The sequence below is a fragment of the Pseudomonadota bacterium genome (assembly GCA_036141575.1).
GTDB lineage: Bacteria > Pseudomonadota > Alphaproteobacteria > UBA2136 > JAPKEQ01 > JAPKEQ01.
This window is the reverse complement of record JAYZXF010000017.1, coordinates 25,170-39,148: the sequence shown is the minus strand read 5'-3', so window position 1 is coordinate 39,148 and position 13,979 is coordinate 25,170. Positions and strand designations below refer to the sequence as shown.

The window sequence follows — 13,979 nt, the reverse complement described above, 5'->3', positions numbered from 1 at the left end:
AAACTTCTTATACATGTATACAGATCAAATCTTTTTCTCTTTTCCCCTAATTTTGAAAGGACGACAGATGATCTATCTTCTCATCCTTTTTGGGATGATGTACGTAGGTGCAGCTTATCTCATCAGCGCATTGCTGGCAGAGCTCATCTATAACATTAAACCTGAAAAAGCTTCCTCCAACCCTTTGATGGATTACGTAGCAAATCCGGCACTTATTGCTGTTTTTGTCTGGCTTGGATTTAAATTCCCCGTAGCACTCTTCACCCTATCCGTTGGCTCTTTTGTGCTGTTTAGCATTATTGCTCTCGGCGTTGCCGTCTTTAACTTTCGGCACGTTTATAACTTCCACCTCAGCAAGGAGAAATAATATGCTTGCCCCCTTCCTCTTCGTGATGATTGCTGTTCTTTCTGGTATCAGTGGTTACGCTACAACTGCCCTTGAGCGCCCCATGCGCCATTTGAGCAGCCAAGTACGCATCGCCAACAAATTTAGCCTTTATGGCACAGTTGCTGCTGGCAGTGTTGGCGTTCTCATTTGCGGTGCCATCATAGCGACAGAATCTTTCTGGATGCTACTTCCTGCGGTTATTCTGGCTGTGGTGTCCTTTTACACCGTGGCCCTGAAAAACACCAATTGCCTCACAGTTGCCAGCTAAAACTATGGGACCTCTGGTGGCTTTTGGTCTTATCCCTGTGATCATGGCATTTGTTGCTGGCTTTGTATTTCTGACGGTTTCTGAAGGAGACATCACAGAAGCAACGGCAGCCATGAAAGGCCAAATCAAAACAACAGGTATTCTGTCTCTTGCTGGTGTCGTGGTCTGTGCCTATGCGCTGATTCAAGGCATCACCTTCCTTGTCACGTTCGGTATTGCTATGTCAGCACCGCTTGCATTTGTGCTTGGCACATGCGCTGCCGCACACAAACGACAGTAAAATCGAACGATATAAAAAGCCCCCAAAATAGGGGGCTTTTTTTGTTTTCTTTTACAACCTTTAATCTATAATAGCCGCCATGCGTACATTTTTACTTTTGACATCTACTATCCTGGCAAGTGCCCATCTCTATGCTGAAGACGCACTGGAACCACGTGCGGATGTAAGTTGGCAAGCCGGTAATGAACGCTCTATTCTCCTTAATGAGTTTTGGGTGCCGCTGCAACAGTCGGGCGACCGTGTTGTTTATGGTGATATTCGCCTCATGGATGATGATAAGAACAACAGTGAGTTCAACGCAGGTATTGGTTATAGGCAAATCACCTGCTGCAACGGCCTTGGTAAAGGAGTTGCAGGCGCACATGCATGGCTTGACCGCCGTCAAACCAACCTTGGCTCTAACTTTATGCAGATGACACTTGGCGCTGAATGGTTGACTGAGTCTATGGACTACCGCATGAACGCTTACGTGCCTTTTTCTAAAAAGCAAAGGCATGTCACAAGCACATCTTCAGGCGCGCAGCTTGCTGGTACAGGCATCAGTGTTAATACGCCTGGTCTCATTCAAGAAGAGCCACAATATGGTCTTGATATTGAAGCTGGTTACGAGCTTGGTTACAAATCTGACTGGATCAGAAAGAATACTGATAGCTTCCGTGTATATGGTGGCCTGTACTACTTTGATAGTGCCAACGCAGAAAAAACAGCGGGATGGCGTACTCGTACAGAGCTTGCCATTACCCCAGACTTCCAAATTGGCACCATTTACCAAAAAGATGACCAGCGCGGTGATCAAGGTTTTCTTGAGGCGACTTTGCGCTTTCCATTCAAAAACAAACAGAGCTACCGCAGTAAAGGCCTCTACGCACGCCTAGATGATAGTCCTGAGCGTGATATTGACATTGTCGCAGGTACAACCGTTATTGAGAGTGGCGTGGCAACAGCCCTTATTAATGACCAAACAGGTACAGCGCAGGAAATTCTTCATGTAGATAACACAGCCGCAGCAGGTGGTGATGGGAGTGTTGAAACTCCATTTAACACGCTTGCAGATGCCAGAGCAGCAGCCTCAGCACATACCATTATTTATGTACACACAGGTGCAGGGACCGCAGGTCAAAACCAAGGCATTACACTCGACCTTGCTGGCCTCCAACTGATTGGTGCAGGCTCAGACCTAACCTTTAATGCAGATATTTACAGCACAGAAAATGGCTTTACACCAAACAGCAATGTTCTTATTGCTGCAACGGTAGCCCCTACTCTTACAAACATGAACGCCAATAGCGACGGGATTACCATTAGTGCTGATAATGTACGTGTCTCAGGCCTAAACGTAACAGGCGCAACACGTGACGGTATTTTGGTCGAAGCAGATGGTGCTGGCGCCAGTGCACAAAATGTAGAAATTGAAAACGTCACTGTTTCAGGCAATAGGCATGGTATTTACGTACACGGCCTGAATGATGGTGCGGCCTCTGTAAAAATTGAAGGCACAGTTGCAGCAGGAAACACCCAGCACGGAATTGCCATTTATGATGATACGGGCAGCACTTTTGATGTGGACCTTGGTGGTGGATCTCAAAATTCACTTGGTCTCAACACCCTGGCTGGTAACACCATGGAAGACCTTGCCATTGAGTATGATGGCCGTACACTGAGCGCACAAAACAACTGGTGGGGCCAAGCCACAGGTGCTGATGAAGACGCACCGAACATTGGCATTAACCCTCAAATTTATTATGGTGCGCCAATACATGATGGACTTGTAAGTCATCACGTGCTGAGCAGCTCATGGATTAGCAGTGCTGCTTATGACCGTGTTTCAGGGGATGCGAACACACTCGCTGGCGGGCTTTCCGCAGCAGATGTAGAAGCCTGTGGTGGTTCTGAATGTCTACAACTTGATGCTCAAAATGATCATATTTCAATTGATGATGCCAGCCACCTACCAACGTCAGATATGACAATTATGACATGGGTTGAACAGCCTAACCTTGTAAACTGGTATGACCATGTTTCAAACAATTGGAACGCTGGTGCCAACCCTAACTCATGGAACTTATTTGTGAATGGAGCAGGACGTCTAATATTTGGTACATGGGGTGTTCAAACAGGCGGCGCGCAAAGAACTGCCATAACAGCAAATGGTACGTTTGCAGCTGGGCAGATGAACCTGATCACAGGTACGTATGATGGCACAACTTACCGGGCTTCGGTGAATGCCTCTGGTTGGGTTGACCGCGTTGAAGCTGGCATTACCCATAGGAATGACCTCCCTGTCCGCATCGGAGAGCTTGGACAGCCTACAACCAATGACTACTACATCAGAGAGGTACGTTTTTATGATCGCGCCCTTGGTGATGCTGAAGTGACGGAGCTTTACCGTATGGATACAACATCATCTGTTGATGGTTCTAACTTTAGAACCTCTGCACCATAAGACATACTCAAGTAAAAGCCCCCTATTTGGGGGCTTTTGTTATTTATAATAAATGTTGAATATTGGCATATGAAAAACACCTTTAGGAAAAAATAAGTACTGAATTTTTGCTAAATTGTAAGCGCAGTGTATTGATAATACATAAGCGAGCAAAATTACAAAAAGGCAGTTCTCTTATTTTTTTCTACCAAGCACCAAGCTGGCTGAGCGCTTCTGGCACCGCCTCAAAGTGGTGATCAGGACTTTCTACAATCTCAAGCAGGTAGTCTTGGTGCTTTGCGGTTCGCAGCAGTGCAATGGCATCTGCGGTACTGAGCATGCAACTCATTGAATCCATCATCTCTTCTGCACGTGACGCGTTGATTAACATAATATCTACTGTTAAGTTTTCATGGTCACATTCAAACAACAGATAACTATCATCTGGCCTAGATAGTTTTAGAAACGCCTGATACGGCAAAGTCTCTAAATCATCTGTAAAGGGTAATACATGGGCTGACATTTTCGCTTTCCTCTTCTCTATTTTTTTATCTCATTTAGCAAGTTTTATATTTATTAAACGGCACTGTATACACATCTATAGTTCATCGCATTAATGACACTTCAACCTTGCTGACACCCTTACCTGTCATTTTTTTGTCATCCCCCACTTGAAAACGCTTGAAGCCACCCCCATACAAAGCATAGGGACCACAAAAGTGGTTAACAGGGATAAGTTAAATGTGGTGACAATTCAAACTGTCACATGGAGGGTAACCATGGATTTAAATAAACATAATGACATTGAGCAATACCTAGAAGATTTCGCTGAAAAAGGTGGCGCTGTTTCTAGAGATGTAGACGGTACAATGTACTTCCAAAGAGAAGACGGCGTAGATATGCTCTGCCTAGAAGACGACCGCTCAGAATTTGATAGAGGTGCAGATCCTGCACTCGATCAAAAAAATTATGACATTGCTGAAGAGTACCTTACACAAGGTGAACTCCAAATTAATGACTCTCCAGACTTTGAAGCTTTGCGCGATGATGCACGACAAACCATGACAATGGAACGCGCAGAGCAATTTGCAGATATGGACCATGAAGAAGGTCTAAGCCAAGAGTTTAGTCTCGCGGACTAACCAAAGCTTCATCAAAAAACACCCCTCATTTGGGGTGTTTTTGTTGCATCTAAAATAAACTCTCCTATATAACTATGCATATATACAACCTTTCTTCCCTTGTTTCCCTAACTACAGGTATGTCCAGTCTATGCATAAACCTCTCTTCTATGTGTTCGCAGATCTCTGCTACACCCCTGAAGATAAACCCTTCCCTGAAACTCATGAGGCGCGCATGCGCTACCATGAAGAGCTCAAAGGGAGGCTAATTTATGCATCCCTTGACGCCCAAACCTGCAACAGCCAAGACGCTGACTTTGTCCACTACTGCTGCTTTACTTTTTTCGGCACCACTTTTGTACTGAAAGAGGACAGCACACCTGACAAGCTCATGGCTGAATACCTGCAAGGTGACAGCGCTGGCAATACGCTGCGCGCCATTGGCCCTTACCCTTCATATAATGAAAGGGCTCAAAACACCTACCTTCACCACCTCTCACATGCCTATAACAACCGGCAGTCCTGTGCAGAGGCAACATCCATTCGCATGATTGAAACGCTCGCCGAGCATTCCATTTTCAATCCTGCGCCACGCTCCCAAGGAACTTCACATGCTTGATATTCCCATTCAACTTTTTCATCTGGAAGACGCATCCGCACCTGACAGCAATTGCCCGCTGTTTGATGTCAGCCTGACAGATGAAACTGCACCGGAAGATTTGCTTAAGCTGCGGCTTGACTATGCTCTCACCAAGGCACAAGCAGCCATCTCTGGCAGCATCTTCTGGTTTACGTACAAAGGCTGCGTGTTCTTTGTTTCGTACAAAACCAACACCATCCAATCTGTTATGGAATACACGAACGGCAACGGCCAAGTGGCATTTGTTGGCCCGTCGTCGTCTCAGCAGGTTGTCAAATCTCTGTACGACGGCATGCGTAAAGATGCCGCCGCACAAGAGGCTGAACCCTACCCGCCCGAGGCAGAAGCCATTACCATCCCTGAACGCATTTTGAGCCAAGAAGGCGTAATGCGCACCATGATGGCTTTGGACCATGCTTACAAAACAGCTGGCGACAGCAAAACTGTCAGCTTTGAGCTGGATGGGCAAACCTTCTACGTAAACCAAAACAGCGCCATTGGCGGCCTGCGCATTGAAGCCTCCCGTAACAAGGATGCCAAACATGTTGGCCCCGCTCCCACCAAGGAGACCGCGGACTTTTTGGAAACGCTCATGAACAAAGAGCACCAAGAAGAACTGGGCAAGTTTTACAAAGGCTTGCATGACGCCATGTCTAGCAGCCCTGATGACACCACACGTGAAATGCTTGAAAGCATTATCCACTTAGTACCTCTCAGCTAAATCGATAAAAAAATACCCCGCCAAACGGCGGGGTATTTTTTTCGTTTATGCAGCATCCTGAAGAATGCGGTGAATCAAAAGATTCAGGCATGCGCCAGATGCATCTTGCGGGTGAACAGCTTCACCAGCGTAGTTACACACGCCGTCGCCGCCCATGGCAGAGCTGGAGATATCCAGCATACTGAAGTCAATCTCTTCACCGTAGCAAAGTTTGGCCATTTCATGCAGGAACACCGCCGCAACACCACTGGCTGCACCCTTGCCCGACACACTGTTGACATAGTCAGCAATCTGCGAGCTTTGGATGTTCTTATAGAACAGATCATCCAACGGCAGCGACCAAACAAGGTCACCGCTGGTGTCACCAGCAAACTCTGTTGCGCTGTCACAGTCACCTGCGCCAGCCCACAGCGGGATACGGCTACCGCCAAACACGGATTTACCCAGCGCCGTCAGAGTACCCAGTGCAATCAATGCATTCGGTGCCTCTGGATACTGCGTGGACATGGCCAGCATGGCATCCGCCAAAAGCAAACGGCCCTCGGCATCAGTGTTGGTGATTTCAACGCTCTTGCCTTTGAACGGGTAAATGTCACCCGTCCGCATGGCGGTGGAGCTCACTGCGTTTTCAGCCATGCTGAAACCCAGTACAACGTTCACCTTCGGCTTTGCAATGCTCAGCCATTTCAACAGGCCAACACCCAAAGCAGCTGCGCCCATGTCCTTCTTCATCTTGGAAACAGATGCGGAAGGTTTCATGTTCATGCCGCCAGAGTCAAACGTACAGCCCTTAAAAGCCAGACCTAGGTCAAGCTCGTCAGAGTCATCATTGCCTTTGTAAAGCACTGTCACCAGCTGCGGCGTGTTTTCACTGCTGCGGCCAATCACCTCGGTGAAGTTGTTCTTCTGTAGATGGTAGCCGCGTCTGCTAAAGGCAGAGTTGCCTTGAGTGACGCGTTCAATTTGATTGGCAATGCCGCTTGGCGTCGCAATATTTGCCGGAGCAACTACCAACTGACGCGCTTTTGCAATGCCAAGCGCTGCGGCTTGGAACACGTCCACATGCGCATCTGGCACGCTGACCGTTATCACGGCTGCATCAGATTTCATGGAAAATGCAGGAACACCTTGGCCAAACCCAATGGCAAATTCATGCACATTTTTGGCCTTTGGGGACATGCACAGAGCATACTTGCCGGTCTTTTGGGCCAATTTCTTGGCCGTACGCACGCCAGCAGCGCGCGCCTTTTCAGGTGTGCTCAAGTCTCCAATGGAAACTTGAACGGGGGTGGAGTCACTTGCATCAGTGGTGACTTGGAGTCGGTCTTTCAACATTTAGAACCTCGTGAGAGTAAGAGAAGGATGGAAAGGGCAGAAGCCCTTCCCCTTAACTTTTAGGCAGGGCCAAAAAGTTTTTATCGCGTGCGGCGGCTTGGAAAGTGGGAACATCTTTTTCCCACATACCAACACCATATTGCTCATTGGAATCACCATACTTGGACAGCCAGCCAACAACGCCTTTTGCCAAAGCCTCGGCAAAAGGGAACTGGTAAGGCAACTCAATTGCTGTTTTGTACGGATGATGCTGAGCGACAAAAGCCCCCAGCAAAGCACCTGTAAATTCAGCAGCATCAGCGGTTTTGATCGCATCAAAATCCACCTGCGGATCATTCATCCATTTGAACGAACTATAAACAAACAAGCTCATAGAACATCTCCTTCGTTTAGGGAAAAGTAAACACAGATAAAGAAAGAGCAAAGATCGCCCTTTCTGGTTATATCTGGATTATAGGGATGATAGAGCCTTTTACAACCCTTAAGCGGATTTAAGTAAAGCCTCTGCACGTGCAAGATCTTCAGGGCTATCCACACCGTTCATAGCGGGGCGGCCTTCGTAATCTACCGTTGTTGTGTAAATCTCAATGTCATTCTCAAGAAAGCGGAGTTGCTCTAGACCTTCTAGGGCTTCAAAGTGCCCCTCAGGAAGGGTCACAAACTTTTTAAGGGCGTCTAAACGGTACCCGTACAAGCCAATATGACGATACACGGGGCTAAATTCGGTATTTACGCGGAGTTTTTCTTCCTTACGGATGGCTGGAATAATGTGCTTACTGAACCATTTGGCTTTGCCGTTTTTGCCCATTACACATGTTGTACCGCTGTAAGGTGTGGTCTTTTTCTGTTCACGCAGGTTATCCAGTGCGTCCCAAGTAAGGTTTACAACAGGCGTTGCCACGTCAGCTTCTGGGTTATCACGGAAAACATCAATCACGCTACGCACAAAGTCAGCTGGTGTAAACGGTGCATCACCTTGTAAGTTAATAACAATATCAGGCTGTACCTTCATTTTGAGGGCCGCTTGGAGTACGCGGTCACTTCCTGTTTTGCAGGTATCATCTGTCATAATCGCTTCAGCGCCACAAGCTTCAGCATGGGCGATAATATCTTCATGGTCTGTTGCCACAGCAACCTGTACATGAGAGAGACCTTCCGCTGCATCTGTTGCGATATCAATTACGCGAGAGAGCATGCTCTGGCCCGCAATGAGTTTAAGAGGCTTACCTGGTAGCCTTGTAGAGCCAAAGCGTGCAGGGATAATAATAGCGATATTTTGTGTCATGGCGCCATCATACCCCCTACCCCACAAAAAAACCACCCCCGAGTTGGGGATGGTTCAAAATCGATTTACACCATGTGCGGATGCACAAACTTGTGGTACATCATCGTAACAGGCAATGTTAGGGCCAGCGGGATAATAGCCGTTGCTGCGCCAAACTGCTGGAAAGACATATCCCAAAAGATATAACCGAGCATTGCGTAGCCGAAAAGGCATGTGATACGCAGAATGTGCATCATCACCTCAGACACTTTGGTGTGCCAGAGCTGCCAGCTCATATAGGCAAACAGAGCGTACAGGAAAGTGTTTGTGAAGATCATCAGGTAATCAATCGTCTGCATAGCAAGACCTCGCAAGTTGATGAGAAAAAAGAAGAACAGATGTAAGAACACCCACAACGTATACAAACCACCCTTTCCCGTCAAATGAAAACCGCCCCGTAGGGCGGCTTTCTTATTTCGATTCAGCTTGTTAGCTTTTGGTAGATGCACCAGGGTGCACTTTACGCACATTGAACAAAGCCACCAACATAAAGCAGAAGCTCCGCAGAGCCTCCAAACGCGGTTTGCTATATTCACTGGCATCACCGCCACGTAGTTGCTTGTGGTACTGACCATACATGTCTTGCATTTGGCTGGCCATTTCTTCGGCTTGTGCCCAACGCTCTTCAGACAAAGGATACTCACGTGTTGGCACTTCACCGTCTTTCAGGCGACCTGCAACTTGCTTCAACGCTGTGATGGCAACCTGAGCGTCTTGCTCACAGACTTCATAGCTCTCCAAACACGGTGTTGCATCTTGCTTGAACGCTGCCACCATGCTTTCTTGCGCTTTTTCAACAGCATTTTGTGCATCATCTTGCAAGTTTGAGAGAGACTCACTGACAATACCAGTAAACAGCTCAGCACAGAACTCTTCGATGAGTTCATAGTAAGCAATGAGCCCTGCAAGTGTTGCCTCTGCATCAAAAGAAGGTTCAGGCAAAGAACCCAAACGCTCCAAGTTTTCAGCATGCGCTTTCTTGTTATGCTTTGCAGCTTTACGCACAATTTTCACGCCTTGGCCGTTGCTGATGACATCAACAAACAGCTTAGGGTCACCACCAAAAGCGATATAACGGTTCAGTGCATACGTGGCCATACGAATTTCCACATGCGTCTTGGGAGCATCTACAAAGATGCGCCCCTGCATATAGGAATGAAGCACAACCCGGTAGCGGGCAACACTCTCTGCAGCCACAATCGCCAAAGTGTCTTGAGCTGCTTTTACAACAGCCATAACAGTCTCCTTTCAGGGAAAAATGGGACGAACATAGATTACGATATATAAACAGGGTATGGGATGTATCTGGTCTCAGTCAAGGGCCGGACATAAAAAAAGGCCTCCCCGAAGGGAGGCCTAGTTCAGGGAGGGATCTTGAAAAATCTCTTCCCCTCAGGGGTGCTTTAGGAGTCACGTCACAGGGAGGAGGAGGCAACGCGCCTTCTACTAAAGCACCCCTGCGGGTCATCCGAACTCTAGTTCGTGCGAATCGGGAGGAAATGCACTCACGAGTTCTGGATTCTAACCCTTGTTCCCCCTTCACAAGAGGAATTTCACGGTAAAACGGTACACACAGTGTCCGTATATAAAGGTATGGTGATTCAAGATGCCATTTTCAAGGCATAAAATTCACTTTTTATGAGAAAAAATCAACTTCCTTTGATACACTCCAAATAAGCTGTTTACAGACAAGGAAAAAACTGTATACTACTTTTCTGATTTAAACGGGTAATAAGGATAAGGTCTCAACATGACTGCAACAAATACCGCTCAAGTTACGTCTATTTACGAAAGACGTATTCTACAAATGCTAGGCAACCACCTAGAGACTGTAGAAACAACGATTAAGAACAACACAGACACAATTGAAGCTATGGCTGACGCTTGTGTTGCTGCCTTTGAAAACGGCAACAAGCTTATGTTCTGTGGTAACGGTGGTAGCGCCGCTGACGCGCAACACTTTAGCGCTGAGTTCGTGATTCGTTTTGTAGATGACCGCCCTTCTCTTCCTGCAATTGCCCTTAACACAGATACAAGTGCTGTGACAGCTTGTGGTAACGACTACGGTTACGACTTTGTGTTCAGCCGCCAGATTGAAGGCCTTGGTAACAAGGGTGATGTTCTGTTTGCAATCTCTACAAGTGGCACAAGCCCGAACGTTGTGAAAGCCATTGAAGCTGCCAAGAAGAAAGGCATCACTGTGATTGGCCTGACGGGTAAAAACGGTGGGATCGTTCGCGATACTTCTGACATTGCTTTCCACGTTGAAGATAAAACAACGATGCACATTCAAGAAACGCACACAACTGCACTACACATGATGTGCTCTCTTGTTGAAAGCAAAATGGGCTACGCAAAATAACCCCCTTCTATAAGGACTATTCTTTTGAATAATAAAAACAAAAAAGATACAGATTTGAAAAAAGAGCTCTCTTGGGGGCTCTTTAAATCAGAAGACAAAAAACTGGTGATGAACTTTATTATCATTCCGGTGGTTTGTATCACTCTTCTTTTAGGACTTGCACTGCTTAACCTTTAACAGGTAACATAAGGGATACGAATACCAATCTTTCCCTAACGTTTTCTGTGGAGGTTCCCTTCATGTCACAACTCCCTCGCTCTGCCGATGGACTCAATGATGATGCACGCCGCGAGCTCGAAAATCTAAATCGCGCCTTTCCCATCTATCGCCTACAAAAGCTGGATGGCGACGCGTCTTTCCCCCTCATGATCCGTAATATGTCAGGGTCATATCAACGCTACAAAAAAGCACAAGGCACGCCTATTGCTATGTGCCAAACGCTGTTTCCTGGTAAGCATATTGATGCTGTTCTGTCATTCCTCAACTATGAGGCCACTGCTGCAATCGGCATGCTTTCAGAACTCAAAAGTAAGCCTGCTGCTTTGCGCAACAGAGCTATGCTACAAGCTTGGCAAGAGGATTACATCATGCTCCAAGATATGGAAGCATTTCTCAAGCCATTGGTACGGCAAAACTTGCCCACATACGAACCGTGGGATCCGAATGATCCGCACACACACTTCTAAACTCTTTCCAACGGAGGTATCCAATGGGTGACAATTGCGATCCCAATAATTGCAGCCGCTGCGACCGGTACGCCGAGCGTATCGCTGCGTTTAAACAGGACATCAAAGATGCGCCTCACTTTAATGCAAACGAAACCAGAGATATGCTGGCCCTTTTTGACCTCATGAACCAAGACAAGCAACGCTCTGTTGTGCGTGGTTATGCTCTGTTTCAGAAGTTCAAAGATGACCAGACTCTGTCGAGCGAAGTGCGCCAAAAGCTGAAAGCCAGCAAAGACTACCAAGCCTTTGTAAGCTTTTACAAAGCCGCGCGCTAACTCAATCGACCCTAAAAAACCCCGCAGTTGCGGGGTTTTTTGCTATTTACTAAACCTTACAAAGCGCACCACATTTTGGTGGTTCACTTCGAGTGGCGCTTCAGGTGCCGCGCTGGCTTGCTCTTCAAGGGCATCCATATAAATTTCTGCCACAATATCTGCTTCTTTTTCAGGTGAAAGAGACACCTTCTGCACAACAGTCTCTTCCTTCACATCACGCAGTGCATCTACAAGAAGTTGATGATCAATGCCTACACCTCTATCCGCACTCAGCATTGGCCCCTGCCCGCATAGAATCCAATCCACACTAAAGCCATTTTTAAACAATGCTTCAAGCACATCAAATGTGGGGGTTCTATTGCCGCTCTCAAACTCTTGCCAACTTCTATAGCTTCTATAACCAAGGCGTGCAGCCATTTGCGCTTGGGTCAGTCCAAGTGAGGTTCTCAGTGCCTTCAGTCTGGCTGTAATTGATTGTTCTGGTGTTTGCATCTCAAAAAATTCCATAATTATGCATAAGCACAAACCATTGAAATTAAACAACTTAACTTCAAATCCTAAAGTGTGAACCCTGCACACGAAAAATATTTCCGTTGCAAATACACACACTTTAGCGCTTTATACACACATATTGTTATTATTGGTCGCTCTTACAAGGGGCATAGCAACAAAATATGTGTTTAGAATACAAAATATGTTAGTAAACAGGCAAGATTTTTCTCTGAATTTCGCTTCTTTTCAGGAGAAGCCTGCCCTTTCTGCCCCTGACGATCTCTCATGGACCGCAGAATCCCTCAGTTTCTTTACAGGCCTTACATATATCGGACAGGCCATAAATAACACCTGCTCATGGTGGGTGAGCTATCCGCAAAGCAAGGCTTACATGGTTAGAAACCTTGAATCATCAAGAAAAAGCAATGTGCTAAATATTTTAAATTTGCAAGATATCGCACAGACACCCCACACACATCTTTTGTGTCATTTGCATGATTTTGAAATTAAAGAGAAGGAATAAGCCCATGCACTTGCCTTCTGAAGCAAAAAATGTATACTGTCCTGATACAAATATCTTTCTCTTCTCTTTTCTAGCTCAAGAGGTTCCCTATGTGGGAGTACATACTCGAGGTCTGGACTTGGCTAAGCTTGCTTACCTTTTCCGCAGCCCTCAACATTCTTGGGTTTATGGGCGTTTGCATGGCATATACCCTTGCCTACAACCGGCTCAAGCACCGTGGACGACTGATCCTCATTCTGTTCACAGTGGTTGTTGTGACCGTGGTTATTTCAGGCGCCTTCTTTCCGCAAAGCATGGCAATTGCGCTGCTCCAGCATCCACTGGCTCTCGCGTTCAACGCCTTGCTCATTCACGGAATCATGGCAAAATACAGTGTCAAAATCACACGTTTTCTGGAAAAATTCCCCATCATTGTCAAGTTGGGCATCCTTCCGAATACGTCATTGCTGATCCTGAAGAGTCTCTGTCTGGTTCTCGCACTACCCATGACCCTTTGGTTTGCAACATCCATTCTTTTGGTTGTTTACTTTGCCGTAATGGGCTTCAAGCAAACCAGATCTTCCGCCGAAGAAGAGGACGCCTAGGCGCCCTTCTCTTCTCTTCTTTCACACCTGCTATTCATAGAAGGATTTATTCCTATGCTTATGTTTTACGAAGGATGGGAACTCGCGCTGATGTTCCTGCTTGTGGTTGGCGTTTTGTTTCTGCCCAGCATTTTGGGCGCCGTTTTTGGCTTTATCAACGCCATGAAAACCAACAGCACCAACCTGCTGCTGTCCTGCATCATTCTGCCAATCATCGCTATTTTGGGTTTGTTTGTCTCGGTTTCCACAACTCTGCACGAACAGATTGGCCCCACTATGATGACAAGCGCCATGGCACTGCTGACCTACATCTTTGCACGCTACGTCGTTTGGCCAAAAGTCAACGAGTGGGACCAAGGACAATTCCTCAAGGTCACTGTCACCGTGTTGTTTACCGCAGCCACAATGGCAGCCTCGCCTTGGGCCTTTGGACTGGTCTTTTAATCGATTCGCACCTCCCGTCTGCTTTGCAGACCGGGGGTGTTTTTTTGTTGAGCAGTGTTAGAGGTATAGAGT

The 13,979-nt window shown here is 46.8% G+C and carries 21 protein-coding genes; 14 read left to right on the top strand and 7 right to left on the bottom strand.

Going from position 1 to position 13,979, the window contains the following annotated elements; translation table 11 throughout:
- Positions 1-67: 67 nt before the first annotated feature.
- From VX730_07580 to VX730_07565, 4 genes are all read left to right on the top strand, one after another.
- On the top strand, positions 68-367 hold the full coding sequence (locus tag VX730_07580; GenBank protein MEC9292243.1) for a hypothetical protein: 300 nt from the start codon (positions 68-70) through the stop codon (positions 365-367).
- A 1-nt stretch (position 368) separates the two neighbouring features.
- Positions 369-656, top strand: a complete 288-nt coding sequence (locus tag VX730_07575) for a hypothetical protein (protein ID MEC9292242.1) — start codon at positions 369-371, stop codon at positions 654-656.
- 4 nt (positions 657-660) lie between these two features.
- The gene (locus tag VX730_07570; protein ID MEC9292241.1) at positions 661-936 is read left to right on the top strand and encodes a hypothetical protein; all 276 of its coding nucleotides are present in this window, start codon (positions 661-663) and stop codon (positions 934-936) included.
- 79 nt (positions 937-1,015) lie between these two features.
- A complete protein-coding gene (locus VX730_07565; GenBank protein MEC9292240.1) occupies positions 1,016-3,379 on the top strand; it encodes a LamG-like jellyroll fold domain-containing protein in 2,364 nt (787 codons plus the stop codon).
- A 184-nt stretch (positions 3,380-3,563) separates the two neighbouring features.
- Here the strand turns inward: VX730_07565 and VX730_07560 are convergent, their stop codons facing one another.
- Positions 3,564-3,881 carry a hypothetical protein gene (locus VX730_07560; protein MEC9292239.1) on the bottom strand — a complete coding sequence of 106 codons (318 nt, stop codon included), beginning with the start codon at positions 3,879-3,881 and terminating at the stop codon, positions 3,564-3,566.
- Between the two features lie 256 nt (positions 3,882-4,137).
- Here VX730_07560 and VX730_07555 point away from each other — a divergent pair, with 256 nt between their 5' ends.
- From VX730_07555 to VX730_07545, 3 genes are all read left to right on the top strand, one after another.
- Entirely contained in the window at positions 4,138-4,500 is a 363-nt protein-coding gene (locus VX730_07555) for a hypothetical protein (protein MEC9292238.1), read from the top strand.
- 130 nt (positions 4,501-4,630) lie between these two features.
- The gene (locus tag VX730_07550; protein ID MEC9292237.1) at positions 4,631-5,098 is read left to right on the top strand and encodes a hypothetical protein; all 468 of its coding nucleotides are present in this window, start codon (positions 4,631-4,633) and stop codon (positions 5,096-5,098) included.
- Complete coding sequence (locus VX730_07545) at positions 5,091-5,840, top strand: hypothetical protein (GenBank protein ID MEC9292236.1); 750 nt, start codon at positions 5,091-5,093, stop codon at positions 5,838-5,840. The genes VX730_07550 and VX730_07545 overlap by 8 nt, the downstream gene beginning before the upstream one ends.
- A gap of 45 nt (positions 5,841-5,885) precedes the next feature.
- On the opposite strand, the gene VX730_07540 is transcribed toward VX730_07545, so the two are convergent.
- From VX730_07540 to VX730_07520, 5 genes are all read right to left on the bottom strand, one after another.
- Complete coding sequence (locus tag VX730_07540; GenBank protein ID MEC9292235.1) at positions 5,886-7,175, bottom strand: hypothetical protein; 1,290 nt, start codon at positions 7,173-7,175, stop codon at positions 5,886-5,888.
- 52 nt (positions 7,176-7,227) lie between these two features.
- A complete protein-coding gene (locus tag VX730_07535) occupies positions 7,228-7,548 on the bottom strand; it encodes a hypothetical protein (protein ID MEC9292234.1) in 321 nt (106 codons plus the stop codon).
- Positions 7,549-7,656: 108 nt separating this feature from the next.
- A complete protein-coding gene (locus VX730_07530) occupies positions 7,657-8,460 on the bottom strand; it encodes a 3-deoxy-manno-octulosonate cytidylyltransferase (protein ID MEC9292233.1) in 804 nt (267 codons plus the stop codon).
- A gap of 65 nt (positions 8,461-8,525) precedes the next feature.
- Entirely contained in the window at positions 8,526-8,798 is a 273-nt protein-coding gene (locus VX730_07525; protein MEC9292232.1) for a hypothetical protein, read from the bottom strand.
- A gap of 130 nt (positions 8,799-8,928) precedes the next feature.
- Positions 8,929-9,735, bottom strand: coding sequence for a hypothetical protein (locus tag VX730_07520; protein MEC9292231.1), 807 nt, complete (start codon positions 9,733-9,735; stop codon positions 8,929-8,931).
- 514 nt (positions 9,736-10,249) lie between these two features.
- Here VX730_07520 and VX730_07515 point away from each other — a divergent pair.
- From VX730_07515 to VX730_07500, 4 genes are all read left to right on the top strand, one after another.
- Positions 10,250-10,861, top strand: coding sequence for a D-sedoheptulose 7-phosphate isomerase (locus VX730_07515; protein ID MEC9292230.1), 612 nt, complete (start codon positions 10,250-10,252; stop codon positions 10,859-10,861).
- Between the two features lie 24 nt (positions 10,862-10,885).
- Positions 10,886-11,038, top strand: coding sequence for a hypothetical protein (locus VX730_07510; protein MEC9292229.1), 153 nt, complete (start codon positions 10,886-10,888; stop codon positions 11,036-11,038).
- A gap of 62 nt (positions 11,039-11,100) precedes the next feature.
- Entirely contained in the window at positions 11,101-11,547 is a 447-nt protein-coding gene (locus VX730_07505) for a hypothetical protein (GenBank protein MEC9292228.1), read from the top strand.
- 23 nt (positions 11,548-11,570) lie between these two features.
- Positions 11,571-11,864 (top strand): hypothetical protein, encoded by a 294-nt coding sequence (locus VX730_07500; GenBank protein ID MEC9292227.1) that lies wholly within the window; start codon positions 11,571-11,573, stop codon positions 11,862-11,864.
- A gap of 42 nt (positions 11,865-11,906) precedes the next feature.
- Here the strand turns inward: VX730_07500 and VX730_07495 are convergent, their stop codons facing one another.
- The gene (locus VX730_07495) at positions 11,907-12,356 is read right to left on the bottom strand and encodes a helix-turn-helix transcriptional regulator (protein MEC9292226.1); all 450 of its coding nucleotides are present in this window, start codon (positions 12,354-12,356) and stop codon (positions 11,907-11,909) included.
- Between the two features lie 139 nt (positions 12,357-12,495).
- On the opposite strand from VX730_07495, the gene VX730_07490 reads away from it, so the two are divergent.
- From VX730_07490 to VX730_07480, 3 genes are all read left to right on the top strand, one after another.
- Entirely contained in the window at positions 12,496-12,879 is a 384-nt protein-coding gene (locus VX730_07490; protein MEC9292225.1) for a hypothetical protein, read from the top strand.
- Positions 12,880-13,058: 179 nt separating this feature from the next.
- A complete protein-coding gene (locus VX730_07485; protein ID MEC9292224.1) occupies positions 13,059-13,463 on the top strand; it encodes a hypothetical protein in 405 nt (134 codons plus the stop codon).
- 54 nt (positions 13,464-13,517) lie between these two features.
- Positions 13,518-13,907 (top strand): hypothetical protein, encoded by a 390-nt coding sequence (locus VX730_07480; protein MEC9292223.1) that lies wholly within the window; start codon positions 13,518-13,520, stop codon positions 13,905-13,907.
- Positions 13,908-13,979 lie beyond the last annotated feature (72 nt).

Coding starts and splice junctions, on each gene's coding strand:
- VX730_07560 (MEC9292239.1), bottom strand. CDS start 3,881: ATGTCAGCCCATGTATTACCCTTTACAGATGATTTAGAGACTTTGCCG.
- VX730_07565 (MEC9292240.1), top strand. CDS start 1,016: ATGCGTACATTTTTACTTTTGACATCTACTATCCTGGCAAGTGCCCAT.
- VX730_07550 (MEC9292237.1), top strand. CDS start 4,631: ATGCATAAACCTCTCTTCTATGTGTTCGCAGATCTCTGCTACACCCCT.
- VX730_07515 (MEC9292230.1), top strand. CDS start 10,250: ATGACTGCAACAAATACCGCTCAAGTTACGTCTATTTACGAAAGACGT.
- VX730_07530 (MEC9292233.1), bottom strand. CDS start 8,460: ATGACACAAAATATCGCTATTATTATCCCTGCACGCTTTGGCTCTACA.
- VX730_07505 (MEC9292228.1), top strand. CDS start 11,101: ATGTCACAACTCCCTCGCTCTGCCGATGGACTCAATGATGATGCACGC.
- VX730_07575 (MEC9292242.1), top strand. CDS start 369: ATGCTTGCCCCCTTCCTCTTCGTGATGATTGCTGTTCTTTCTGGTATC.
- VX730_07540 (MEC9292235.1), bottom strand. CDS start 7,175: ATGTTGAAAGACCGACTCCAAGTCACCACTGATGCAAGTGACTCCACC.
- VX730_07555 (MEC9292238.1), top strand. CDS start 4,138: ATGGATTTAAATAAACATAATGACATTGAGCAATACCTAGAAGATTTC.
- VX730_07520 (MEC9292231.1), bottom strand. CDS start 9,735: ATGGCTGTTGTAAAAGCAGCTCAAGACACTTTGGCGATTGTGGCTGCA.
- VX730_07570 (MEC9292241.1), top strand. CDS start 661: ATGGGACCTCTGGTGGCTTTTGGTCTTATCCCTGTGATCATGGCATTT.
- VX730_07535 (MEC9292234.1), bottom strand. CDS start 7,548: ATGAGCTTGTTTGTTTATAGTTCGTTCAAATGGATGAATGATCCGCAG.
- VX730_07500 (MEC9292227.1), top strand. CDS start 11,571: ATGGGTGACAATTGCGATCCCAATAATTGCAGCCGCTGCGACCGGTAC.
- VX730_07580 (MEC9292243.1), top strand. CDS start 68: ATGATCTATCTTCTCATCCTTTTTGGGATGATGTACGTAGGTGCAGCT.
- VX730_07525 (MEC9292232.1), bottom strand. CDS start 8,798: ATGCAGACGATTGATTACCTGATGATCTTCACAAACACTTTCCTGTAC.
- VX730_07480 (MEC9292223.1), top strand. CDS start 13,518: ATGCTTATGTTTTACGAAGGATGGGAACTCGCGCTGATGTTCCTGCTT.
- VX730_07495 (MEC9292226.1), bottom strand. CDS start 12,356: ATGCAAACACCAGAACAATCAATTACAGCCAGACTGAAGGCACTGAGA.
- VX730_07545 (MEC9292236.1), top strand. CDS start 5,091: ATGCTTGATATTCCCATTCAACTTTTTCATCTGGAAGACGCATCCGCA.
- VX730_07485 (MEC9292224.1), top strand. CDS start 13,059: ATGGCATATACCCTTGCCTACAACCGGCTCAAGCACCGTGGACGACTG.